Source organism: Streptomyces sp. NBC_00038, assembly GCF_026343635.1.
In the GTDB taxonomy this organism is placed as follows: Bacteria; Actinomycetota; Actinomycetes; order Streptomycetales; family Streptomycetaceae; genus Streptomyces.
This window is the reverse complement of record NZ_JAPELQ010000001.1, coordinates 1,625,087-1,646,371: the sequence shown is the minus strand read 5'-3', so window position 1 is coordinate 1,646,371 and position 21,285 is coordinate 1,625,087. Positions and strand designations below refer to the sequence as shown.

Genomic DNA, 21,285 nt, shown 5'->3' with positions numbered 1-21,285 from the left:
TCGTGGCTCAGTTGCCGACACGACGCCTCAGGTCCTGGAAAGCGGTGTAGTTCGCGACGACCTCGATGCGTCCGGGCGGTGCCAGCTGCACGGCCTGGTCGAGGCTCTCGCAGACCTGGAACTGCTGGTTCGCGACCTCCAGGCGCACGGCGAGGTCCAGTTTGCGGTCGCCGAGAACGAAGATCGGGTGACCGGTGAGCTGCGTGTAGTCGACGTCCCACAGCCACGAGGTGTCGGTGCCGTCGGCGCCGCGCGCGTTCACCGAGAGGATGACCGGGGTCGGCGGCGGGTCGATCAGCGAGAACGTCTCCAGCCAGCCCGCGGGGTTCTTGGCGAGCAGTAGACGCAGGTCGCGCTGCATGAACTGCACCACGTCGTAGCGCCCAGCCACCGCCTGCACCTGGTACATGCGTTCCAGGGCGACCTGCGGCGGCACGCCGAAGACGGCGGCGACGGCGGCCGAGGAGGCGGCGTTCGCCTTGTTGGCGCGGCCCGGCAGCTGGAGGTGGATCGGCCAGGCGGAGCCGTGCGGGTCGAGGACGTGGTCGCCGGAGAGCGCCCAGCTCGGCGTCGGACGGCGGAAGCCGCAGTCGCCGCAGAACCAGTCGTCACCGGGGCGCTGCATTACACCGCCGCAGGACGGGCAGGACCAGGCGTCGTCCTTCCACATCTGACCGGCGGCGACCCACACCACGTTGGGCGAGGAGGAGGCGGCCCACACGACCAGCGGGTCGTCGGCGTTGGCGATCACGACGGCCTTGGAACCGGCCAGGCCCTCGCGCCAGTGCTCGGCCATCATCCGCGTCTCGGCGGCCCGGTCGAGCTGGTCACGCGAGAGGTTGAGCAGCGCGATGCACTTGGGGTCGGTGTCGCGAGCGACACCGGAGAGGTACTTCTCGTCGACCTCGATGACCGCGTACTTGGCGTCCGAACCCCCGGCGAGCGCCGAGGTGATACCGGCGGGCATGTTGGCGCCCAGCGCGTTGGACACGACAGGGCCCGCGGCGCGCAGCGCCTCCGCGATCAGCCGGGTCGTGGTGGTCTTGCCGTTGGTGGCCGACACCAGGATGACGTCCAGGTGTGTGGCGAGCCGTGCGAGCAGGTCGGGGTCGAGCTTGAGTGCCACCCGGCCGCCGATCACCGATCCGCTTCCGCGTCCGGCGGCCCGCGAGACGGCCGCGGCCGCCTTGCCCGCCGTCACGGCCAGCTTGGCCCGCGGCGTCAGCGGGTCCGAGTTGCCTGACATCGTGTCCGATCCTCCTTGCGTACGCGCCGCGCCTCTGCCCCCGGCATCGTGTGGGCCTCAGCCTATCGAGATCCACTCACGTGCCCGAATCGCGGCACCACGACGGTGCCCGCGCGACATTCGCGCGCCTCCCAGGACCGTACCCTTGCGGCCATGCGACACGGCTCCATCCCGGGCTCCCGAGGGCGCGTCCGGCCCATCACCCTGCTCGGCGACCCCGTCCTGCACACCAAGTGTGCGGAAGTCACCGACTTCGGCCCCCAACTCGCCCGTCTCGTCGAGGACATGTTCGCGACGATGTACGCCGCCGAGGGCGTCGGCCTCGCCGCCAACCAAGTCGGCGAGGCCCTCAGCGTCTTCGTGTACGACTGCCCGGACGACGAGGACATCCGTCACGTCGGCCATGTGGTGAACCCACGTCTCGTCGAGGCGGACGGTGTGGTCCTGCGCGGGCCGGAGGGCTGTCTGTCCCTGCCCGGCCTTGAGGCGGGGACCGAGCGCTACGACCATGCCGTCGTCGAGGGCTTCACCGTGGACGGCGACCGGGTGCGGGTGCACGGCACCGGTTGGTTCGCACGGTGCCTGCAGCACGAGTGCGATCACCTTGACGGTGGGGTGTACGTGGATCGGCTCACGGGGTGGCGCCACCGCCGGGTGATGAGACAGGCGGCGCGGGCGTCCTGGGGGCGTTGAGCTTTGGCGGTCGGCTGCGGGCAAGTGGGGGCTGGTCGCGCAGTTCCCCGCGCCCCTAAAAACCCCGGGGTGCCGGCAGCGCCCCTTCAGGGGCGCGACCAGCCACATACGGCCCGCGGCTGGAAGACGGCCGTCAGAACCCCGGCCCACCGACACGGTCCCCGGCGGCAGCCAACCGCCCCCACAGCAGGTCGGCGAGACTCCGTACCAACTCGGCCCGGGAGCAGGGCCGTTCACCCAGCCACCAGTCCCCGGCCGCATGCATCATGCCGACGATCCCGTGCCCCCACACCCGCGCCAACTGCTGGCTGCCGGGCCCGAGATCCACCCGCTCCTCGATGACCTCCGCCAGCTCCTCGCCCATGCGGCGCAGCAGCGGAGCGGAGTGCTTGCCCACGTCGAACCCCGGGTCGCCTGGCTGGACGCCCTCGGTGGGATGCATCAGGAACCGGTAGACCTGAGGGTGTGACTCGATGGCCGCCAAGTACGTGTCGAGCGTGGCCTCGACGCGTTCGCGGCGCTCGGCCGGCGCGTCGAGCGCGGCGCGCAGCGATCCGAGGAGGGCGTCGGTGTGCCGCTTGGCGAGGGCGGCGTAGAGTCCGCCCTTGTCGCCGAAGTGGCGGTAGAGGATCGGCTTGGTGATGCCCGCCTCGGCGGCGATGGCATTCATCGAGGCTCCGGGGCCGTCACGGAGCACCACTCTGTCGGCGGCCTCCAGCAGTTCGCGCCGTCGGCGTTCGGCGGACCTCTGCTGATCGGTCCGCTGTGTGGTGTCCATGGTCTCTCCCCACCCGTGCTGATTCGGTGACGCCTGCGCAAACTAACACTCAATGGCGCATGTGTATCGAACGGGCTGCCGAGCGCGGTTCGGGAGTTGACTTTTCCTACTGGTCAGTAACAGACTCCAGTTACCGCAAGTAACACTTTAGTGCATTGCTGGAGGGGTCATGGCCGAGTTCACGATGGAGCTCAACGACGATCAGAAGGAGGTCCGGGACTGGCTCCACGGGTTCGCCTCCGATGTGATCCGCCCCGCGGCCGCCGAGTGGGACGAGCGTGAAGAGACGCCTTGGCCGGTCATCCAGGAGGCCGCGAAGGTCGGCATCTACTCCCTGGACTTCTACGCCCAGCAGTACTTCGACCCCACCGGACTCGGCATACCGATGGCCATGGAGGAGCTGTTCTGGGGCGATGCGGGCATAGCCCTGTCGATCGTCGGCACCGGCCTCGCCGCAGTGGGCGTCCTCGCCAACGGCACCGAGGAGCAGATCGGCACCTGGATCCCCCAGATGTACGGCGATGCCAACGATGTCAAGGTCGCGGCCTTCTGCTCCTCCGAGCCCGACGCCGGCTCCGACGTGGCCTCCATGCGCACGCGCGCCGTCTACGACGAGGCCAAGGACGAGTGGGTCCTCAACGGCACCAAGACCTGGGCGACCAACGGCGGCATCGCCAACGTCCACGTCGTGGTCGCGGTCGTCGACTCCGAGCTCGGCTCCAAGGGGCACGCCTCCTTCATCGTCCCCGCGGGCACCCCGGGCCTGTCCCAGGGCCAGAAGTTCAAGAAGCACGGCATCCGCGCCTCGCACACCGCCGAGGTCGTCCTGGAGAACGCCCGTGTCCCCGGCTCCTGCCTCCTCGGCGGCAAGGAGAAGCTGGACGAGCGCCTCGCCCGCGCCCGTGAGCGCGCCAAGTCGGGCGGTGAGCGGGTGAAGAACGCGGCGATGGCCACGTTCGAGGCGTCCCGTCCGGCGGTCGCCGCGATGGCGGTCGGCACTGCGCGTGCCGCGTACGAGGTGGCCCTCGAGTACGCGATCACGCGCGAGCAGTTCGGGCGCCCGATCATCGACAACCAGGGCGTCGCCTTCCAGCTCGCCGACATGCGGACGTCGATCGACGCGGCGCGGCTGCTGACCTGGCGCGCTTCCTGGATGGCGGTCAACGGCAAGCCGTTCACCGCGGCCGAGGGTTCCATGTCGAAGCTGTTCGCCAGTGAGACCGCGAAGAAGGTCACCGGGCAGGCGATCCAGATCCTCGGTGGCAACGGCTACACCCGTGAGTACCCGGTCGAGCGGATGCACCGCGACGCCGCGATCTACACGATCTTCGAAGGCACGAGCGAGATCCAGCGGCTCGTGATCGCACGCACGCTGTCGGGGATGCCGATCCGCTAGGGCGCGCTCAGCGATGCTTGAGGGGCGTGAGCTGCTCGATGTCGTACCGCGCCCTGAGTGCCTCGATCGCCGTGACATCCGGTGGGCCGCCCGTGCCCAGGATCTCAAGGAGTTCCTCGAAGTACCGCTCGTGGTCCGGCGGCGGTGACGCCTGGAAGAACATCTTCGCGGGCGTCTCGGTGGGGTTGGAGAAGGCGTGCGGGCATCCCGGTGGTACGACGATGACCGTGCCCGGGGTCGCCCGCACCACCCGGGTGCCCGAACCCGACTCCCAGCGCTGCCAGTTGTCGGGTGTCCGAACCCGCGGCTCGAAGGCGAGGACGTCGACCTCGCCTTCGAGGACGTAGAACAACTCCTCGCTGCGCGTGTGCACATGGGCGCCCACGTCGAAGCCGGGGGGCACCACGACCTCGAACGTGGACGCCATGCGCGAGTGCGAGCCTGTGACCTTGAACGTCACATGCTGGGCGGGCGTCTGCACGACCCGGCCGTGACCGGGCGGTACGAGCAGCCCCTCGGGCGCGGTCATCCGCCGCTCACCACGTCACGGGCAGGGCCTCGGGTCCGCGGATCAACGCGCCCTTCCTGAAGGGGACCTGCTCCGGCGGTACGGCGAGTCCCAGCCCCGGCAGCCGGTCCAGGAGCGCGTCGACCATCAGCTCGGACTCCAGCCTGGCGAGCATCCCGCCCGGGCAGTAGTGCGGCCCGAATCCGAACGACACATGCGGGTTCGGATTGCGCGAGAAGTCGATCATCTCGGGGTCCGGGAAGACGTCCGGGTCTCGGTTGGCGGCCAGGTACGACACGTACACCGCGTCGCCCTTCCGGATCCGTACGCCATGGACGTCGACGTTCTCCATGGCGATCCGGGAGAGGCCGACGGCGCTGCGGTGCGGGATGTAGCGCAGCAGCTCGTCGATGGCCTGGGGCCGGATCGCCGGATCGGCGCGGAGCTGTTCGGCCAGCTTGGGGCGGGTCATCAGGATGAAGAACATCTGCCCGCTGTTGTTGGTGACCGCCTCGCCGCCGATCTGGAGGAGCACGGCGAGGCCGACGGCCTCCTCCATGGTGATCTCCTCCCGGCCCACGGCCGCGCCGAGCAGCGAACCGACGTCCTCGCCGGTGCTGCCGGCCCGCTCACCGATGAGCTTCGTGAAGTACGCGCCCATCTCGTTCTTGGCCTTCTCGCTGACCTCGGCGCCGTGCGAGGAGGACAGGATCAGCTGGGTCCAGATGTGCATGCTGTGCCGGTCGGCGGCCGGGACACCCATCAACTCGCAGATGACGGCGATGGGGAAAGGGCTCAGGATCGCCTCGGTGAGATCGGCGGGCGGACCGGTGTCGAGCATCTCGTCGACGAGTTCGCCGAGGATCCGCCGGGCGCTGTCGCGCAGCCGCTCGACCCCGCGCGCCGTGAAGGCCGCGGCGACCGAGCGGCGCAGCCGCGTGTGGTCGGGCGGGTCGAGGAAGCCGACCGCGCCCGCCGAGGGGATGAAGTGCGGGGCGAGCCGGGTGACCTGCCGCCCCATGACGGCCTCACGGCTGAAGCGGGAGTCGTTCGTCACCATGCGGACGTCGTCGTACCGCGTCACCAGCCATGCCCAGCCCTCGCCGTTGGGCAGCTGGATCCGGGTGACAGGGCCCTCGCGCATCAGCTCGGTCAGGACAGGGTCGAAGTCCACGCCCGTCAGGTTGAGCGCGGGCCAGTGGCGGACCGGCGGCAGGGCTTCGGTGATCGTCTTCTCGGTCATCCAGGTCACGTCGTCTCGTTGGTTGCGTTGCTCCAGCGGCCCAGCGACATCTCCGCGGTGATGCCGGGGCCGAAGCCCGCGAGCATGCCTCGCGCGGCGTTCTCCGCGCCGCCCTCGTCGAACAGCCGGCGCAGCGCGTCCAGGACGACGGCGCTGGCGATGTTCCCGTACTCGGTGAGGGTGGCCCGGCTGAAGCGGAAGGCCTCCGGCGGGACTTCGAGGAACTTGCTGAGGTCGTCGAGGATTCGGGGGCCGCCGGCGTGGATTATGTAGAAGTCCAGGTCGGAGGCGTTCCAGCCGTGCTGGCGTGCGAGGTTGTGGAGCGCCGGAGCGAGCGGCTCCATGGTGGCCGGCACCCGCTTGTCCAGCAGGAAGTGGAAGCCCGTGGCTCGGACGTCGTACATGATCCAGTCCTCGGTCTTGGGGATCAGGTACGAGGCGTTGCGCTCCAGCTTGATGCCCGTGCCGCCCTTGCCGCGGACGACCGCGGCGGCGATGCCGTCGCCGAACAGGCCGTTGCACAGCAGCGAGCCGACACCGAGGTCGGTGGGCTGGTAGCAGAGCGAGCAGAACTCGCAGGCCACGATGAGCGCGTTGGCCTCGGGGTAGGCCGAGCAGAAGTCGTGCGCCCGGTTGACCGCGGCGCCCCCTGCCGCACAGCCCAGCTGGGCTATGGGTATCTGCCGGGTGTCGCTGCTGAAGTCCATCGCGTTGATCAGCCAGGCCGTGAGCGAGGGCATCATGAACCCGGTGCACGACACGTAGATGATCACATCGATGTCGGTGGTGAGGAGCTCGGCGTCGTCCAGCGCCCGCTGTACGACGGCGGGCACGCGGGCCTTCGCCTCGTTGCCGTAGACCTTGTTGCGGTCCTCGAAGCCCGGGTGCTTGAGAGTCTCCTCGATGGGCTGCACGATGTGCCGGGTACGAACACCGGTGTTCTCGATCAGCCGCAGGGCCAGCGGGAGTTGGGGGTGGTCGGCGTGACGGGAGCGTGCCAGCTCCAGCGTCTCCTCCATTGTGATCACGTACTCGGGGACTGAGACCGCGGGTCTGCACAAAGTCGCCATGAGGAAGCGCCTACTTTCGCCTTCCGGGGAACCGTTCGTCCCCCGGCGGAAGGGTGGTTCCCCCACGATCACCCGGCAGGGCGTGGATATCTCGTCGGATTACGCCAGATCGGGGACATGGCCCGACAAGTGGGATCCTGGCCGAAGGAGCTCGGCGACCGCCGCACCGAAGGGGTACGCGATGACACGGACGGCCAGTGACCTGCGGGAGAGCATCACCGGGAGGCTCGCCCCCGACCCCCACGCCAACCGGCTTCTGCCCCTGATCGCCCGGGGCGCGGCGCAACCCTCCACGCTCGCCGCCCTCGCCCTCGAACAGCGCCATGTGATCGCCGCGGACCACCGCGCGTTCCTGCATCTGGCGCAACGGCCGGATGCCGGGCCCGAGAGCGCGGCCTTCTTCGCCATGCTCGCTGAGGGTGAGGCTCTGGCCGGGGACCGGCTGGGCGCGTACACCGCCGCCTGCGAGGCCGAGGAGGCGTGGGCGGCCGCGTACGAGCCGCTCGCGGACTGCCAGGCCTATCCCGCCTACGTCGCCTGGCTGGCCCTGAACGGTTCACCGGCCGACGTGGTGCTCGCGCTGAGCGCCAACTTCGCGGCGTGGGGCGGCTATTGCGCGACGATCGCGGAGGCCCTGCGCCGCCACTACGGCTTCGACGACGAGGCGTGCGGCTTCTTCGACTTCTTCACCGAGCCCGCGCCGGAGCTGGAGCGGAAGGCACTCGCGGCCGTGCAGGCGGGGCTGGACGCGGGAACGGTCGACGAGGGCGAGGTGTACCGGTACGGCCGCCTGCTGCAGGGCTGCGAGGCGAAGTTCTGGCACGCGCTGTGGGAACTCGACCAGCGACAGGGCTGACACGGCGTCGGCCGACGCCGCGTCGATTCGGGGCGATCAGTCCGACGTCGTCCCGCTGCTGTGCGCGATGCAGGCCACGTCGATGCGGTCGGCGAGCTTGGCGAGTTCGATCGTGAGCGCCGCCACCGTGTCCTCGTCGAGCCCGTCCTGGCCGGCCTCCACCAGATGCAGCCACCGGCCGCCCACCGTGCGCAGCAGTTTGCTGACGTCGGCGGCCGCCACCTGCAACGTGCCGCGGTCGTCGACGATCAGAGGCAGGGTCACTTCGCGGTTCACAGGGGGGATCGTAACCGCGGAACGCTCACGCTCCGTGCCATACGGTGGTGATGTTGCAGAACTCGCGGATTCCGTGCCCCGACAGTTCACGCCCGTAGCCGGACCGCTTCACCCCGCCGAACGGGAACGCGGGGTGGGACGCCGTCATCCCGTTGACGAACACGCCACCCGCCTCCAGATCACGGACGAACCGGTCCACCTCGGCCCCGTCGCGCGTCCACACGTTCGAACTGAGTCCGAACGGCGTGTCGTTGGCGAGGGCCACCGCCTCGTCCAGGTCGGCCACCCGGTAGAGGGTCGCGACGGGCCCGAAGGCCTCCTTCTGGTGGATGCGCATCTCGGGCGTGACGTCGGCGAGGATCGTCGGCGCGTAGTACCAGCCGGGCCCGTCGTCAGGACGTTCCGCGCCGCAGAGGACCGTCGCACCGGCCTCGACCGCGTCGTCGACCAGTTCCTCCAGGTCACTGCGGCCCTGCTCGGTGGAGAGCGGCCCGACGTCCGTGTCCTCGTCGAGCGGGTCGCCGACCTTCAGAGCCTTCATGCCGGCGGTGAAACGCTCGGCGAAGGCGTCGAACACGTCCGTGTGCACGATGAACCGTTTGGCGGCGATGCACGACTGCCCGTTGTTCTGGACACGCGCCGTCACGGCGGTCTTCGCGGCCCGGTCGAGGTCGGCGGACGGCATGACGACGTAGGGGTCGCTGCCGCCCAGTTCCAGCACCGTCTTCTTGACCTCGTCCCCGGCGACGGAGGCCACCGCGCGCCCCGCCGGTTCACTCCCGGTGAGGGTGGCCGCCTTGACGCGCGGGTCGCGCAGGATGCTTTCGACGGCGCCGGAGCCGATGAGCAGCGTCTGGAAACAGCCCTCGGGGAAGCCCGCGCGGCGGAACAGGTCCTCCAGGTAGAGGGCGGTTTGCGGCACGTTCGAGGCGTGCTTGAGCAGGCCCACGTTGCCCGCCATCAGCGCGGGCGCGGCGAACCGGATCACCTGCCAGAGCGGGAAGTTCCACGGCATGACGGCAAGGACCGGGCCCAGCGGGCGGTAGCGCACGAGTACCCGGGAGGCGCCGGAGTCCTTGACGTCGGACTCGGCCGGCTCCTCGTCGGCGAGGAGTTCCTCCGCGTGGTCGGCGTACCAGTGCATCGCCTTGGCGCACTTCGCGGCCTCCGCGCGGGCCTGCTTGACCGGCTTGCCCATCTCGGTGGTCATCACCCGGCCGATGTCCTGCTGATCCTCTTCGAGGAGGTCGGCGGCCTTGTGGAGCAGCCGCGCCCGCTCGGCGAAGGACGTGCTGCGATGGGTGCGGAACGCGGCCTCGGCGGTCGCGAGCCTGCGCTCGATCTCCTCGGCGCCCAGGGCGTCGTACGTCTTGAGCGTCTCGCCGTTCGCCGGGTTCACCGTCGCGATGGGCATGGCCGACCTCCAGAAGCTGGCTGTTCCTCGACCCTCCCGCGCGGCGGGGTGCGGCGCAACGTGGAGGGTCCGGTGCGGACACCGGCTCTCAGCCCGAGTGCTCCACCAGGCGGTCCAGGAACTCGGCCTGTGCCTTCACGATCAGCGCCCGGGCCCGGTCCAGATCGAGCCATTCCACCCGGTCCAGCTCGGGGAACTCCTGTCTGCGTCCCGACTTCGGCGGCCACTCCATCTCGAAGGTGCCGGGGACCACGGTCGCGGGATCGAGGTCGGCCTCGATCGCCCAGGCCGTGACGATCTTGCCGCTGTTCTGCCGGACCTCGCCCAGGGGCAGGGCCTCGCCGTCGGGCGGCGGCAGCCCCAGTTCCTCCTGGAACTCGCGGTGCGCGGCCTCCCAGGCGGTCTCGTCCGGCTCGTACTCGCCCTTGGGCAGGGTCCAGGCCCCGGCGCCCCGCCGCGCGAAGAAGGGGCCGCCCATATGGCCGAGCAACACCTCAAGGCCGTTGTCCGTGTGCCGGAACAACAGGAGTCCGGCGCTGCGCTTGGCGGTCGTCACGGGGTCACCTCCGGGTGCGCGGCGAGCAGGGTCGCGACCGTGTCGGCCTCGGCCGGGGTCTTGTCCTCGCGGTAGCGCACGACGCGGGCGAAGCGGAGGGTGACGCCGGCCGGGTAGCGGGTGGACTTCTGGAGGCCGTCGTAGGCGATCTCGACGACGAGTTCGGGTCGTACGGTCACGACGTGGCCGTTGTCCTCGACGGCCAGCTCCCTCAGGCGCTCGGTCTGCCAGGTCAGCATCGCGTCCGTCATGCCTTTGAACGTCTTGCCCAGCATCGCGAAGGACCCGTCCTCGTTCCGTGCGCCGAGATGCAGGTTGGACAGCTTCCCGGTGCGCCGCCCGTGCCCCCACTCGGCCGCGAGAACCACCAGGTCCAGAGTGTGCACGGGCTTGACCTTCAGCCAGGAGGCACCGCGCCGGCCCGCGCTGTAGGGGGCCTCGAGGCCTTTGACCACAACACCTTCGTGGCCGCGCGCGAGCGTGTCGGCGAGGAACTTCTCCGCCGCGGCGAGGTCTCCGGGGCCTGCCACGAGCGTGCGCCGCACGCGCAGTGGCTCGGGCACCAGCCGCGCCAGCTCCGCGTGCCGCTCGGTGAACGGCAGGTCCAGCAGATCCTGCCCGTCGACGGACAGCGCGTCGAAGAAGACGGGGGAGACGGGCACCGCGGCGGCGGCCGTGGCCACGTCCACGCGGGAGCCCACGCGCCTGGCGATCTCCTGGAAGGAGCGCGGGCGCCCGTCCTCGTCCAGGGCGATGACCTCGCCGTCCAGGATGAACCGCTCACCCTTCAACTCCAGTGCGGCGGTGGTGAGTTCGGGTAGACGGTCGGTGATGTCGTCGAGGGTGCGGGTGTAGATCCGTACGCCGTCGCCGTCGCGGTGGACCTGTACGCGAATGCCGTCGAGCTTCTCCTCGACCGCGCAGGAGCCGAGCTTGTCGACCGCCTCGGACACCGAAGCGGCGGTGTGCGCCAGCATCGGCAGCACCGGGCGGCCGACGGTGAGCCGGAAACCGTCCAGCGCCGCCGGGCCGTGCGAAAGAAGCGCCTGCGCCACTGTCTGCAGCGAACCGGCGAGCATCACCGCCCGTCGTACGTCCCCGGCGGGCGCGCCGGTCGCCTGGGCGAGCCCCTCGACCGCGACCGCGTCCAGCGCGCCCTGTCGGACCTCACCGGTGAGCAGCCCGAACAGGAAGCGCTGCTCGCTCTCGGTGGCCGCCGCCATCAACTCGCCCACCAGACGCGCCCGTTCGGCCTGCGATCCGGTGCCGGAGACCCCGCCGACTGCGGTGAGCCGGGCATCCACCTCGCGGACGGTCAGCGTCGGTTCCGATGCGGGGGAGACGGGTGTGCTGAGGATCCTCCAGCCGATGCCGAGGCGCCCCTGCGGCAGGCGGCCCGCGAGATACGGGATCACGATCGGCACGTCGTCCGCGTCGGCGTCGCGGAAGAGCTCGGCGAGCAGAGCGGTCTTCCGGGACCGCGCCGAGGTGGCGGCGACCTCCTGGGACACATGGGCGAGCCGGCTCAGCAGCATGCAGCCATGGTGCTACGGAGCCGGCCGCTCTACACCCGCACGGCCGCGTCGAGGTCCGCGAAGAGCAGGTCCGCGTTGATCATGGCGCCGGCTCGGTAGCCGCCGCTCGCCGCGTTGACGACCTGCTCCGAGAACCCCATCGCGTTGCCCGCCGCCCACACGCCGGGCACGGTCGTCCGGCCGGTCTCGTCGACCACCGGATACGAGCCGAACGGAGTTTCCCGCAGCTCGGCGCCCAGCCGCTCCAGCAGACCGGTGCGCGGGACCGCGCGGGGCGCGACGAACAGCGCCGTTCGCTCATGGACCGTGCCGTCGGCGAGCTCCACCGCTGTGAGCCGGTCGTCGTCGACGACGAGCCCCGCGACCTCGCCGGGCACCACGGCGACCCCGGCCGCGGCGAGCCGACGCAGGTCGTCATCGCTGAGCTCGTCCTCGGCGACCGTGTGCAGGAACAGGGTCACGTCCTTCGACCACTGGCTGACCATCAGCGCCTGGTGCACGCTCATGGGAGTGGTGGCCAGTACGCCGAAGGCCTGGTCGCGGACCTCCCAGCCGTGGCAGTACGGGCAGTGCAACACGTCCCGCCCGAAGCGCTCGGCGACACCGGGAACGGACGGCAGTTCGTCGGCAAGGCCGGTGGCGACGACCAGCCGCCGCGCGTGCACGGTGCGCCCTTCCGCCAGCCTCACGTCGAACTCCCCGGTGCCGTCCGGGACCACGTCCACCGCACGGTCCCGGACCAGGTCGACCCCGTACCGCTCGATCTCCCGGCGCCCCTCGGCGAGGAACTCGGCGGGCGGCATGCCGTCCCTCGTCAGATAGCCCTGCATGTGTGCGGCGGGCGCGTTGCGAGGCTCGCCCGCGTCGACGACCAGGGTGGAGCGCCGGGCGCGCCCCAGGACGAGTGCGGCCGACAGTCCTGCCGCGCCGCCGCCGATGACGATCGCTTCGTACCTCTCGGTCATGGTGACCACCTCCACGAAGAAGGTCCCTCGCGGGTGGCAGGATTGACAAATGGCTTTGCCGATTCTGCAATATGGAGATGAACGGGATGAGTGGGACGAGCGGGATGAGTGACGCAGGCATGAGCGAGGACTCCCGGACGGGCTCCCCGGAGGGCGCCCAGGAGGCCTCCGGCCCCGACGAGGTCCTGGCCGAGGTCGGGCCGCGGCTGCGGCGGATCCGGAAGGAGCGGGGTGCGACGCTCGCGGGCCTGTCCGAGGCGACCGGCATCTCCGTGAGCACGCTGTCGCGCCTGGAGTCCGGTTTGCGCAAGCCCAGCCTGGAGCTGCTGCTGCCGATCGCCCGCGCCCACCAGGTGGCGCTAGACGAGCTGGTCGGGGCGCCACCGGTGGGCGACCCGCGCGTCCGCTCCAAGCCGATCGTGCGGCACGGTCGCACGTACTGGCCGCTGACTCGGCAGCCCGGCGGACTCCAGGCGTTCAAGGTGCTCGAACCCGTTCGCAGGATGGAGCCCGAGCCGCGGACTCATGAGGGCTACGAATGGCTGTACGTGCTCTCCGGACGGCTGCGGCTGGTGCTCGGCGACCATGACGTCGTACTCGGTCCGGGGGAGGCGGCGGAGTTCGACACCCGCGTGCCGCACTGGTTCGGGTCGACGGGCGAGGGGCCCGCGGAGTTCCTGAGCCTTTTCGGTCCGCAGGGGGAGCGGATGCACGTCAGGGCGCGGCCCACCCGGGCGTGACGGACGCGACTGTTCCCTGATCGGCAAGCGACCGCTTAGTATGCGAGGGACCCCGGTCAGACGAAGAAGTCCCGTGGAGGCCCCGCATGCAGGCATGGCAAGTGCACCAGAACGGCGAGCCGGGCGAGGTGATGCGCCTCGACGACGTGGAGCGGCCGGTGCCCGCCGAGGGCCAGGTCCTGCTCAAGGTGCGCGCGGCGAACATCAACTTCCCGGACGCGCTGATGTGCCGTGGGCACTACCAGGTCAGGCCGCCGCTGCCGTTCACGCCCGGCGTGGAGATCTGCGGCGAGACCGAGGACGGCCGCCGCGTGCTCGCCAACCCCGCGCTGCCGTACGGCGGTTTCGCCGAGTACACCGTCGCGGATGCCGCCGCTGTGCTGCCCGCTCCCGAATCCCTCGACGACGCCGAGGCGGCCGCACTGCACATCGGCTACCAGACGGGCTGGTTCGGTCTGCACCGACGTGCCGGGCTGGAGGCGGGCGAGACCCTCCTCGTGCACGCGGCGGCCGGCGGCGTCGGCAGCGCCGCCGTGCAGCTCGGCAAGGCCGCGGGCGCCACGGTCATCGGCGTCGTGGGCGGGGCCGACAAAGCCGCCGTCGCCCGCGAACTGGGCTGCGACGTCGTCATCGACCGGCGCGCCGAGGACGTCATCGGCGCCGTGAAGGAAGCCACCGGCGGCCGGGGCGCCGACGTGATCTACGACCCCGTCGGCGGTGAGGCCTACACCCAGTCCACCAAGGTCGTCGCCTTCGAGGGCCGGATCGTCGTCGTGGGTTTCGCCAGCGGGTCCATTCCGAGCGCGGCGCTGAACCACGCCCTCGTGAAGAACTACTCGATCCTCGGCCTCCATTGGGGCCTCTACAACACCAAGAACCCGAAGCTGGTCCAGCACTGCCACGAGCGGCTCACCGAGCTGGCCGCGCAGGGTGCGATCAAGCCGCTGGTGAGCGAGCGCGTACCGCTCGGCGGTGCGGCGGCTGCCGTGCAGCGCGTCGCGGACGGTGTCACGACGGGCCGCGTCGTCGTGGTGCCCGCCCTGGAGAACGGAGCGACCGCATGACCGACGCCGCCGAACTGCGCAGTCGTACGCAGGAGTTGCTGGCCGCTCACCCGCCTCGTACCACTGACCGACTGGACTTCCTCAAGGCCCGCTTCGACGCCGGCCTCGCCTGGGTGCACTACCCCGAGGGCCTCGGCGGACTCGGCACCCCGCGCACCCTCCAGGCCGTCGTGGACGCCGAGTTGGAGGCCGCGGGCGCGCCCGACAACGACCCGCGGCGCATCGGCATCGGTCTCGGCATGGCCGCGCCCACGATCCTCGGCTTCGGGACGGAGGAGCAGAAGAGGCGTTTCCTGCGCCCGCTCTGGGTCGGCGAAGAGGTCTGGTGCCAGCTCTTCAGCGAGCCCGGTGCCGGTTCCGACCTCGCGGCACTCGGCACTCGCGCGGTTCGCGACGGCGATAGCTGGGTGGTCAACGGCCAGAAGGTGTGGACGTCCAGCGCCCACCTCGCCCGCTGGGCCATCCTCATCGCCCGCACCGACCCGGACGTGCCCAAGCACCGCGGCATCACGTACTTCATCTGCGACATGACCGACCCGGGTGTCGAAGTGCGGCCCCTGCGGCAGATCACCGGCGAGGCCGAGTTCAACGAGGTCTTCCTCACCGACGTACGCATCCCCGACAGCCACCGTCTCGGCGAGATCGGCGACGGCTGGCGGGTCGCGCAGACCACGCTCATGAACGAGCGCGTGTCCATCGGCGGCATGCGCATCCCGCGCGAGGGCGGCATGATCGGCCCGGTCTCCAAGACCTGGCGCGAGCGCCCGGAGTTGCGCACCCATGACCTGCACCAGCGGCTGCTGAAGCTGTGGGTCGAGGCGGAGGTCGCCCGGCTCACCGGCGAGCGGGTGCGTCAGCAGCTCGTCGCGGGCCAGCCCGGCCCCGAAGGCTCCGGACTCAAGCTCGCGTTCGCCCACCTCAACCAGGAGATCAGCGGCCTGGAGGTCGAACTCCTCGGCGAGGAGGGCCTGTTGTACGAGGACTGGACCATGCGCCGACCGGAGCTGGTCGACTTCACCGGCCGCGACGCCGGCTACCGCTACCTCCGCTCCAAGGGCAACAGCATCGAGGGCGGGACCAGCGAGGTCCTGCTGAACATCGTCGCCGAACGCGTGCTGGGCCTGCCCTCCGAGCCGCGCACCGACAAGGACGTCGCATGGAAGGACCTGGCGCGATGAGCGACCTGCTGTATTCGGAGGAGGAAGAGGCACTGCGGGCCGCCGTTCGCGACCTTCTCAGGGACCACTGCGACGCTGCGGGTGTGATCGCGGGGACCGAGTCGGACGCGCCGCACGACCGCGAACTGTGGAAGGCGCTCTCCGACGGGATGGGCCTCGCCGGTCTCCTCGTGCCCGAGTCGCAGGGCGGCCAGGGTGCCACGCACCGCGAAGTCGCGGTGGTTCTGGAGGAGTTGGGCCGAGTGGTCGCGCCCGTGCCGTATCTGACGAGCGCCGTCGTGGCAACGGAGGCACTGCTCGCATGTGAGGGTGAGGAGGCCGCGGAACTGCTGGGCGCCCTGGCCTCCGGACGGACGGTGGGTGCGCTCGCCGTCGCCCTGTCCGTCGCACCGGGCGGCGCCTACAAGGTCGTACGACATGAAGACGGGTCCCTGAACGGGGAGTTGACCGGCATCGCCGACGCGGTGGCGGCCGATGTGTTCCTGGTTCCGGCAGCGGACGGCGGCCTCTACGCGGTGGACGCGGACGCCGTCACCGTCACACCGCAGGTCTCCCTGGACCTCACACGGCCGGTTGCCACGGTCGCCTTCGACGGAGCGAGGGCCCGTCGTGTGGGCGCTGCCGAACACGCCGTACGACGGGCTCTGCGCGCCGGTGCCGGACTGCTCGTCTCCGAGCAACTCGGCCTGGCCGACTGGTGTTTGACGGAGACCGTCCGCTACCTGAAGGAGCGCAAGCAGTTCAACCGGCCCGTCGGCGGCTTCCAGGCGCTCAAGCACCGGCTCGCCCAACTGTGGCTGGAAGTTGTGCACGCGCGTGCCGCCGCCCGGAACGCCGCCGACGCGCTCGCCACCGGCAGTGAGGACACCGACGTGGCGGTCGCCGTTGCCCAGGCGTACACGGCGCCCGTCGCCGTCCACGCCGCCGAGGAGGCCGTCCAGTTGCACGGCGGCCTCGGCATGACGTGGGAGCACCCTGCCCACCTCTACCTCAAGCGCGCCAAGGCGGACTCGATCGCGTACGGCACGGCGGGCGCGCACCGCGAGGTGCTGGCGGGGCTCGTCGACCTCCAGATGCCCTGACGGAGGCCGTAGTTCCCAACAGGCCCGCCCCCACCTCGGGGGCGGGCCTTCGTGTCGCCCGTCATGCGGCCTGCGTCTGAACGCAGGGCCGACGAGGTGAACGCACGGAGGCAGTCCAGCCAACTCCCCGCACGGGCCTGCTCCTTGGGCGCCCATGGATCGCATACTCGCTGAGGTCCTGTACGGCATTCCAGGGAGGCAGAGCATGGCCCTTACCACCCGACGCAGAGCCCTCACCACCCTCGGCGCCGCCTTCGCGGGCGCCGTCGCGCTGCCCGCCACGTCCGCACTGGCGGGGGAGCAGAAGCACCGCCCGCGCCCGCTGTGGCGCGCCCACGCGCACAACGACTACGACCACCCGCGCCCCCTCTTCGACGCCCTCGACCACCGCTTCGGCAGCGTCGAGGTCGACATCTACCTCGTCGGCGACCAGTTGCTCGTCGCCCACGACCCCGTCGACCTGGACCCGACCCGGACCATCGAATCCCTCTACCTCGACCCCCTCGCCGCCCGCGTGAAGGCCAACCACGGCTCGGTGTACCGGGGTTACCGCACACCCCTGCAACTCCTCATCGACATCAAGACCGAGGGCTCCTCGACGTACCTCGAACTCGACCGTCATCTGCGCCGGTACAAGAACCTCTTCACGACGTACGCGCACGGCCGTGTGCACCCCGGTGCGGTCACCGCCGTGATCTCCGGCGATCGCGCCGCCCGTGCGCCCATGGAGGCCCAAACGGTGCGGCGCGCCTTCTACGACGGCCGGCTCGCCGACCTCGGGAGTGCGGCGACCGCCTCCTTCATCCCGCTGATCAGCGACAACTGGACGCTCAACTTCACCTGGCTGGGCACCGGCGCGTTCCCCGCCGCCGAGCGCGAGATGCTGCGTGGCATCATCGCCGCGGCGCACGCGCGCCGGCAGAAGGTGCGGTTCTGGGCGACGCCGGATCTGGCGGGCCCGGCCCGTGACGCCCTGTGGAGCGAACTCCTCGCCGCCGACGTCGACTACTTCAACACCGACGACCTCGCGGGCCTCGAAGCATTCCTGGACGCCCACTGACCCGCAGCACACACGCACGAGCGACGCATGAGTGGTCGTAGACACCACACGTTCGGAGGACACGTCAGCCGCCCGGACGAACCCTCCGCTACGCGACACTTGCGGCCGAAAGCCGCGGTGTCGACGTGGCGGAGGAGGTTGAACGATGGCCATTTCCATCTCTGTGGTGGTACTGCTCCTGATCCTCGCGGTGATCTTCGTGCGCAACGGCGCAATGAAGCTCTCGCACGCCGTGGTCTGTGTTCTGCTCGGCTTCTATCTGGCGAGCACGAGCATGGCGCCGACCATCCACGACGGGCTCACGGCAACGGCGGACATTGTGAGCAGCCTCAAACCGTGAGCCCCTGCGAGCTCGGTCGAAGCCCCTGCGGCTCTATGGCATCAGGGGCTTGAGAACACGCCGATGGCGTTCGGGACCGGGCGTTCGGCGCCTGCGCTGGGGTGGTTGAGGACGCTGACGGCGTCTGCCCCCGGCTGCTCGGCGACCATCGTGGTGGACCCGCCGCCGTCGAGACTGAAGGCGTCGACCGAGCCCAACTTCCGCATGGTGTTCGCGACTTCGGCGATGGTGAGCCCATTGCGGTATGCGGGGGCTCCGTCGAGGGCGAGAAGCAGCAGACGTCGTCCGCCGTCCGCGACGCCGACGGCGGTCCGTACGGCCGAGGTGGTGTTGTCGAGGCCGGGCAGCGGCAGGCCGTCGTCGAGCACCGGATAGCCGCCGAGCGCGAAGCGGTACGGGATCCAGGAGGTTTCCGCGACCAGACGGTGCCGTAGCCGGACCGGTTCGCCCGTCGACAGCTTGCGCAACTGCTGGGCGCCCGCCTCGCGGCCCACCAGGACGGTGGTGCCGGGAGCGATGGGGCCGCTGCCGGGTGTGTCGGCCGACGACACGACCCTCCCCTTCCCGATCGTCACCTCATAGGTGTCCGTACTGCAGGGCGCGGCCCGGTCGGTGTCCGTGCCACATGTGGAGCGCACCCGGGAGACACTTCCCCAGTCCGAGGTGAACGCGCCGATCGAACCCACCGGCAGCGCGTACTGGTTGAGCCCGCCGAGCGGCCACTTGCCGTCGGCGCTGCGTACCGAGCCGTCGAGGGCCAGGCCGTCCAGCCGGGCCTTGCGGTCGACGCCCACACCGAGCACGTCCTCGGTGGTCGTTCCCGGCGGTAGAGCCGGCCCGAAACGCTGGCCGTTGGGGACCGCCGCCTTCAGCGCGCGCCCGCTCGCGATCGCCGGGCCCACGCTGGCGCCCGTCGCCGCGACCCCCGGATGCTGGGTTTCCGTGATGTTGAAGAAGTCGCCGTTGATGCCCGCGACGGCTCCTCGGGCACCGGCCAGTTGGGAGACGGGTGCCCGGGACGCGACGGCCCCGGGGTAGAGGAGGTCGACCCGCACATGTGGGTCGCGCATATCGATGGTCAGCACATGTGCGTGCGCCACACCGTTTGCGGCCGGGATGTCCAACTCCTCGTACTGGACGCCCGCCGCGATGCGCGTGACTCTCGGCGCGCCGCTGGCCGGTGCCGCCCCCACAAGGGCAGTACCGGCCAGCGCACTCCATGCCGCGACAACCGTCAGCGCCGTTCTGAACCGTCGGTTACGACGTGCCACCGTGCCCCCTGATGTCTCGTCAACTGTCGTAGAACTCAAGGGGAGTTCATCAGACGGAAGGTGGCCGTGGCAGTGGCTACCCGCCGACCAGACGGGAACGGGTCAGAAAACGCACTCCTTCGGGTGCTTCCAGCGAGAAGCCGCTGCCGCGGCCCGGCACGACATCGACGATCAGCCGCGTGTGGCTCCAGAGCTCGTACTGGCTCTTCGCCATCCAGAACGTCACCGGCTCGTCGACGCCGTCGACGTCCAGCTCGGCGAGCAGGACGTCCGAGCCACCGGTACGGAACTCGCCCTCCGGGTAGCACATGGGCGCGCTGCCGTCGCAGCAGCCGCCGGACTGGTGGAACATCAGCGGGCCGTGGACGTCCCGCAGCCGCCGCACCAGTTCGGCGGCCGCGGGGGTCAGCTCCACGCGCGGGGTGGCGTCCACCGCGGCGGCTAGAAGAAGCCGAGCTTCTGCGGGGAGTAGCTGACCAGGAGATTCTTGGTCTGCTGATAGTGGTCCAGCATCATCTTGTGGTTCTCGCGGCCGATGCCTGACTGCTTGTAGCCGCCGAACGCCGCGTGCGCGGGGTAGGCGTGGTAGCAGTTCGTCCAGACGCGGCCCGCCTGGATGGCACGGCCCGCGCGGTAAGCGGTGTTGATGTCCCGCGTCCACACACCGGCCCCGAGCCCGTACAGCGTGTCGTTGGCGATCTTGATGGCGTCGTCGAAGTCGTCGAACGACGTGACCGAGACGACCGGGCCGAAGATCTCCTCCTGGAAGATTCGCATCCGGTTGTCGCCTTCGAAGATCGTCGGCTGGACGTAGTAACCGCCCTTCTGCTCTCCGTCGTACTCGACGCGCTCGCCGCCGGTGAGAACCTTGGCGCCCTCCTGCCGGCCGATGTCGAGATAGGAGAGGATCTTCTCCAACTGGTCGTTGGAGGCCTGCGCGCCGATCATCGTGTCGGTGTCGAGCGGATGCCCCGGCTTGATCAGTTCGGTGCGGGCGACCGCCTCCTCCAGGAACTCCCGGTAGTTTCCGCGCTGGATCAGCGCCCGGGACGGGCAGGTGCACACCTCGCCCTGGTTGAGCGCGAACATCGTGAAGCCTTCGAGGGCCTTGTCGCGGAAGTCGTCGTCCCTGGACCAGACGTCGTCGAAGAAGATGTTGGGCGACTTGCCGCCCAGCTCCAGGGTGACCGGCTTGATGTTCTCCGAGGCGTACTGCATGATCAGCCGCCCCGTCGTGGTCTCGCCGGTGAACGCGACCTTCGCCACCCGCGGGCTGGACGCGAGCGGCTTGCCCGCCTCCACGCCGAAACCGTTGACGATGTTGACCACGCCGGGCGGCAGCAGGTCCGCGATCAGGCTCATCCAGTAGTGGATGGACGCCGGGGTCTGCTCGGCGGGCTTGATGACGACCGCGTTGCCGGCGGCGAGGGCGGGTGCGAGCTTCCAGACCGCCATCAGGATCGGGAAGTTCCACGGAATGATCTGCGCGACGACGCCGAGCGGCTCGTGGAAGTGGTACGCGACGGTGTCGTCGTCCAACTCGCCAACCGAACCCTCCTGGGCGCGGATCGCCCCCGCGAAGTAGCGGAAGTGGTCGATGGCGAGCGGGATGTCGGCGGCCAGGGTCTCGCGTACGGGCTTGCCGTTCTCCCAGCTCTCGGCCACCGCCAGCTTCTCCAGGTTCGCCTCCATCCGGTCGGCGATCTTCAGCAGGATGTCACTGCGCGCGGTGGTCGAAGTCCGCCCCCAGGCGGGCGCGGCCGCATGAGCCGCGTCGAGCGCGCGCTCCACGTCCTCCGCGGTGCCCCGAGCGATCTCGGTGAACGGCTGCCCGTTCACCGGACTCGGGTTCTCGAAGTACTGCCCCCGAGCCGGCGGAACGTACTCTCCGCCGATGAAGTGGTCGTAGCGAGACTGGTAGGAGACGATCGCGCCATCAGTGCCGGGCGCCGTGTAACGGGTCATGCGGGTCTGCCTCCCGGAGAAGCGCTGCCCGCCGTTGGGCAGCTCTCGC

General features: G+C 70.2%; 22 protein-coding genes. 9 read left to right on the top strand and 13 right to left on the bottom strand.

Annotated elements, in window-relative coordinates; all coding sequences use genetic code 11:
• Positions 1-7: 7 nt before the first annotated feature.
• Positions 8-1,246, bottom strand: coding sequence for a MurT ligase domain-containing protein (locus OG219_RS07640; RefSeq protein ID WP_266824203.1), 1,239 nt, complete (start codon positions 1,244-1,246; stop codon positions 8-10).
• A 153-nt stretch (positions 1,247-1,399) separates the two neighbouring features.
• Between OG219_RS07640 and def the strand changes: the two genes are divergently transcribed.
• Positions 1,400-1,939, top strand: a complete 540-nt coding sequence (gene def / locus OG219_RS07635; RefSeq protein ID WP_266824201.1) for a peptide deformylase — start codon at positions 1,400-1,402, stop codon at positions 1,937-1,939.
• Positions 1,940-2,072: 133 nt separating this feature from the next.
• Here the strand turns inward: def and OG219_RS07630 are convergent, their stop codons facing one another.
• Positions 2,073-2,717, bottom strand: coding sequence for a TetR family transcriptional regulator (locus OG219_RS07630; protein WP_266824199.1), 645 nt, complete (start codon positions 2,715-2,717; stop codon positions 2,073-2,075).
• A gap of 169 nt (positions 2,718-2,886) precedes the next feature.
• Between OG219_RS07630 and OG219_RS07625 the strand changes: the two genes are divergently transcribed.
• Positions 2,887-4,113, top strand: coding sequence for an acyl-CoA dehydrogenase family protein (locus OG219_RS07625; protein WP_266824197.1), 1,227 nt, complete (start codon positions 2,887-2,889; stop codon positions 4,111-4,113).
• Positions 4,114-4,120: 7 nt separating this feature from the next.
• Here OG219_RS07625 and OG219_RS07620 read toward each other — a convergent pair whose 3' ends face one another.
• The 3 genes from OG219_RS07620 to OG219_RS07610 are packed head-to-tail and all read right to left on the bottom strand — an operon-like array spanning position 4,121 to position 6,934.
• Positions 4,121-4,642 (bottom strand): cupin domain-containing protein, encoded by a 522-nt coding sequence (locus tag OG219_RS07620; RefSeq protein WP_266824195.1) that lies wholly within the window; start codon positions 4,640-4,642, stop codon positions 4,121-4,123.
• Positions 4,643-4,649: 7 nt separating this feature from the next.
• Positions 4,650-5,864 (bottom strand): cytochrome P450, encoded by a 1,215-nt coding sequence (locus OG219_RS07615; protein ID WP_266836029.1) that lies wholly within the window; start codon positions 5,862-5,864, stop codon positions 4,650-4,652.
• Between the two features lie 5 nt (positions 5,865-5,869).
• On the bottom strand, positions 5,870-6,934 hold the full coding sequence (locus tag OG219_RS07610; protein ID WP_266824193.1) for a type III polyketide synthase: 1,065 nt from the start codon (positions 6,932-6,934) through the stop codon (positions 5,870-5,872).
• A gap of 181 nt (positions 6,935-7,115) precedes the next feature.
• Here OG219_RS07610 and OG219_RS07605 point away from each other — a divergent pair, with 181 nt between their 5' ends.
• Positions 7,116-7,790 (top strand): transcriptional regulator, encoded by a 675-nt coding sequence (locus OG219_RS07605; RefSeq protein ID WP_266824191.1) that lies wholly within the window; start codon positions 7,116-7,118, stop codon positions 7,788-7,790.
• 36 nt (positions 7,791-7,826) lie between these two features.
• Here the strand turns inward: OG219_RS07605 and OG219_RS07600 are convergent, their stop codons facing one another.
• The 5 genes from OG219_RS07600 to OG219_RS07580 all read right to left on the bottom strand — a co-directional run bounded on the left by OG219_RS07600 (position 7,827) and on the right by OG219_RS07580 (position 12,536).
• A complete protein-coding gene (locus tag OG219_RS07600) occupies positions 7,827-8,066 on the bottom strand; it encodes a DUF6213 family protein (RefSeq protein ID WP_266468554.1) in 240 nt (79 codons plus the stop codon).
• Positions 8,067-8,091: 25 nt separating this feature from the next.
• Positions 8,092-9,480, bottom strand: coding sequence for an NADP-dependent succinic semialdehyde dehydrogenase (locus OG219_RS07595; protein WP_266824189.1), 1,389 nt, complete (start codon positions 9,478-9,480; stop codon positions 8,092-8,094).
• A gap of 88 nt (positions 9,481-9,568) precedes the next feature.
• The gene (locus OG219_RS07590; protein ID WP_266824187.1) at positions 9,569-10,036 is read right to left on the bottom strand and encodes an NUDIX domain-containing protein; all 468 of its coding nucleotides are present in this window, start codon (positions 10,034-10,036) and stop codon (positions 9,569-9,571) included.
• Complete coding sequence (locus OG219_RS07585; protein ID WP_266824185.1) at positions 10,033-11,571, bottom strand: ATP-dependent DNA ligase; 1,539 nt, start codon at positions 11,569-11,571, stop codon at positions 10,033-10,035. Before OG219_RS07585 ends, OG219_RS07590 begins: the two co-directional genes overlap by 4 nt.
• A 29-nt stretch (positions 11,572-11,600) precedes the next feature.
• Positions 11,601-12,536 carry an NAD(P)/FAD-dependent oxidoreductase gene (locus OG219_RS07580; RefSeq protein ID WP_266824182.1) on the bottom strand — a complete coding sequence of 312 codons (936 nt, stop codon included), beginning with the start codon at positions 12,534-12,536 and terminating at the stop codon, positions 11,601-11,603.
• Between the two features lie 119 nt (positions 12,537-12,655).
• On the opposite strand from OG219_RS07580, the gene OG219_RS07575 reads away from it, so the two are divergent.
• The 6 genes from OG219_RS07575 (at position 12,656) to OG219_RS07550 (ending at position 18,000) form a co-directional block, all read left to right on the top strand.
• The gene (locus OG219_RS07575; RefSeq protein WP_266824179.1) at positions 12,656-13,276 is read left to right on the top strand and encodes a helix-turn-helix domain-containing protein; all 621 of its coding nucleotides are present in this window, start codon (positions 12,656-12,658) and stop codon (positions 13,274-13,276) included.
• Between the two features lie 86 nt (positions 13,277-13,362).
• Positions 13,363-14,340 carry an NADPH:quinone oxidoreductase family protein gene (locus OG219_RS07570; RefSeq protein WP_266824175.1) on the top strand — a complete coding sequence of 326 codons (978 nt, stop codon included), beginning with the start codon at positions 13,363-13,365 and terminating at the stop codon, positions 14,338-14,340.
• Entirely contained in the window at positions 14,337-15,518 is a 1,182-nt protein-coding gene (locus tag OG219_RS07565) for an acyl-CoA dehydrogenase family protein (RefSeq protein WP_266824172.1), read from the top strand. The genes OG219_RS07570 and OG219_RS07565 overlap by 4 nt, the downstream gene beginning before the upstream one ends.
• A complete protein-coding gene (locus OG219_RS07560) occupies positions 15,515-16,600 on the top strand; it encodes an acyl-CoA dehydrogenase family protein (RefSeq protein WP_266824169.1) in 1,086 nt (361 codons plus the stop codon). The genes OG219_RS07565 and OG219_RS07560 overlap by 4 nt, the downstream gene beginning before the upstream one ends.
• A 205-nt stretch (positions 16,601-16,805) precedes the next feature.
• A complete protein-coding gene (locus OG219_RS07555) occupies positions 16,806-17,660 on the top strand; it encodes a phosphatidylinositol-specific phospholipase C/glycerophosphodiester phosphodiesterase family protein (protein ID WP_266824166.1) in 855 nt (284 codons plus the stop codon).
• Positions 17,661-17,805: 145 nt separating this feature from the next.
• Positions 17,806-18,000, top strand: coding sequence for a hypothetical protein (locus OG219_RS07550; protein ID WP_266824163.1), 195 nt, complete (start codon positions 17,806-17,808; stop codon positions 17,998-18,000).
• A gap of 41 nt (positions 18,001-18,041) precedes the next feature.
• Here the strand turns inward: OG219_RS07550 and OG219_RS07545 are convergent, their stop codons facing one another.
• From OG219_RS07545 to OG219_RS07535, 3 genes are all read right to left on the bottom strand, one after another.
• Entirely contained in the window at positions 18,042-19,271 is a 1,230-nt protein-coding gene (locus tag OG219_RS07545; RefSeq protein WP_266824161.1) for a phosphodiester glycosidase family protein, read from the bottom strand.
• 76 nt (positions 19,272-19,347) lie between these two features.
• Positions 19,348-19,704 carry a DUF779 domain-containing protein gene (locus OG219_RS07540; RefSeq protein ID WP_266824159.1) on the bottom strand — a complete coding sequence of 119 codons (357 nt, stop codon included), beginning with the start codon at positions 19,702-19,704 and terminating at the stop codon, positions 19,348-19,350.
• A gap of 8 nt (positions 19,705-19,712) precedes the next feature.
• On the bottom strand, positions 19,713-21,236 hold the full coding sequence (locus tag OG219_RS07535) for an aldehyde dehydrogenase family protein (RefSeq protein WP_266824157.1): 1,524 nt from the start codon (positions 21,234-21,236) through the stop codon (positions 19,713-19,715).
• Positions 21,237-21,285: the final 49 nt, after the last annotated feature.

Excerpts from the sequence above, each read along its gene's own strand:
- OG219_RS07640 (WP_266824203.1), bottom strand. The coding sequence starts at position 1,246 with ATGTCAGGCAACTCGGACCCGCTGACGCCGCGGGCCAAGCTGGCCGTG.
- OG219_RS07535 (WP_266824157.1), bottom strand. The coding sequence starts at position 21,236 with ATGACCCGTTACACGGCGCCCGGCACTGATGGCGCGATCGTCTCCTAC.
- OG219_RS07560 (WP_266824169.1), top strand. The coding sequence starts at position 15,515 with ATGAGCGACCTGCTGTATTCGGAGGAGGAAGAGGCACTGCGGGCCGCC.
- OG219_RS07625 (WP_266824197.1), top strand. The coding sequence starts at position 2,887 with ATGGCCGAGTTCACGATGGAGCTCAACGACGATCAGAAGGAGGTCCGG.
- OG219_RS07565 (WP_266824172.1), top strand. The coding sequence starts at position 14,337 with ATGACCGACGCCGCCGAACTGCGCAGTCGTACGCAGGAGTTGCTGGCC.
- OG219_RS07610 (WP_266824193.1), bottom strand. The coding sequence starts at position 6,934 with ATGGCGACTTTGTGCAGACCCGCGGTCTCAGTCCCCGAGTACGTGATC.
- OG219_RS07575 (WP_266824179.1), top strand. The coding sequence starts at position 12,656 with ATGAGCGAGGACTCCCGGACGGGCTCCCCGGAGGGCGCCCAGGAGGCC.
- OG219_RS07580 (WP_266824182.1), bottom strand. The coding sequence starts at position 12,536 with ATGACCGAGAGGTACGAAGCGATCGTCATCGGCGGCGGCGCGGCAGGA.
- OG219_RS07555 (WP_266824166.1), top strand. The coding sequence starts at position 16,806 with ATGGCCCTTACCACCCGACGCAGAGCCCTCACCACCCTCGGCGCCGCC.
- OG219_RS07595 (WP_266824189.1), bottom strand. The coding sequence starts at position 9,480 with ATGCCCATCGCGACGGTGAACCCGGCGAACGGCGAGACGCTCAAGACG.
- OG219_RS07620 (WP_266824195.1), bottom strand. The coding sequence starts at position 4,642 with ATGACCGCGCCCGAGGGGCTGCTCGTACCGCCCGGTCACGGCCGGGTC.
- OG219_RS07615 (WP_266836029.1), bottom strand. The coding sequence starts at position 5,864 with ATGACCGAGAAGACGATCACCGAAGCCCTGCCGCCGGTCCGCCACTGG.
- OG219_RS07585 (WP_266824185.1), bottom strand. The coding sequence starts at position 11,571 with ATGCTGCTGAGCCGGCTCGCCCATGTGTCCCAGGAGGTCGCCGCCACC.
- def (WP_266824201.1), top strand. The coding sequence starts at position 1,400 with ATGCGACACGGCTCCATCCCGGGCTCCCGAGGGCGCGTCCGGCCCATC.
- OG219_RS07605 (WP_266824191.1), top strand. The coding sequence starts at position 7,116 with ATGACACGGACGGCCAGTGACCTGCGGGAGAGCATCACCGGGAGGCTC.
- OG219_RS07570 (WP_266824175.1), top strand. The coding sequence starts at position 13,363 with ATGCAGGCATGGCAAGTGCACCAGAACGGCGAGCCGGGCGAGGTGATG.
- OG219_RS07630 (WP_266824199.1), bottom strand. The coding sequence starts at position 2,717 with ATGGACACCACACAGCGGACCGATCAGCAGAGGTCCGCCGAACGCCGA.
- OG219_RS07550 (WP_266824163.1), top strand. The coding sequence starts at position 17,806 with ATGGCCATTTCCATCTCTGTGGTGGTACTGCTCCTGATCCTCGCGGTG.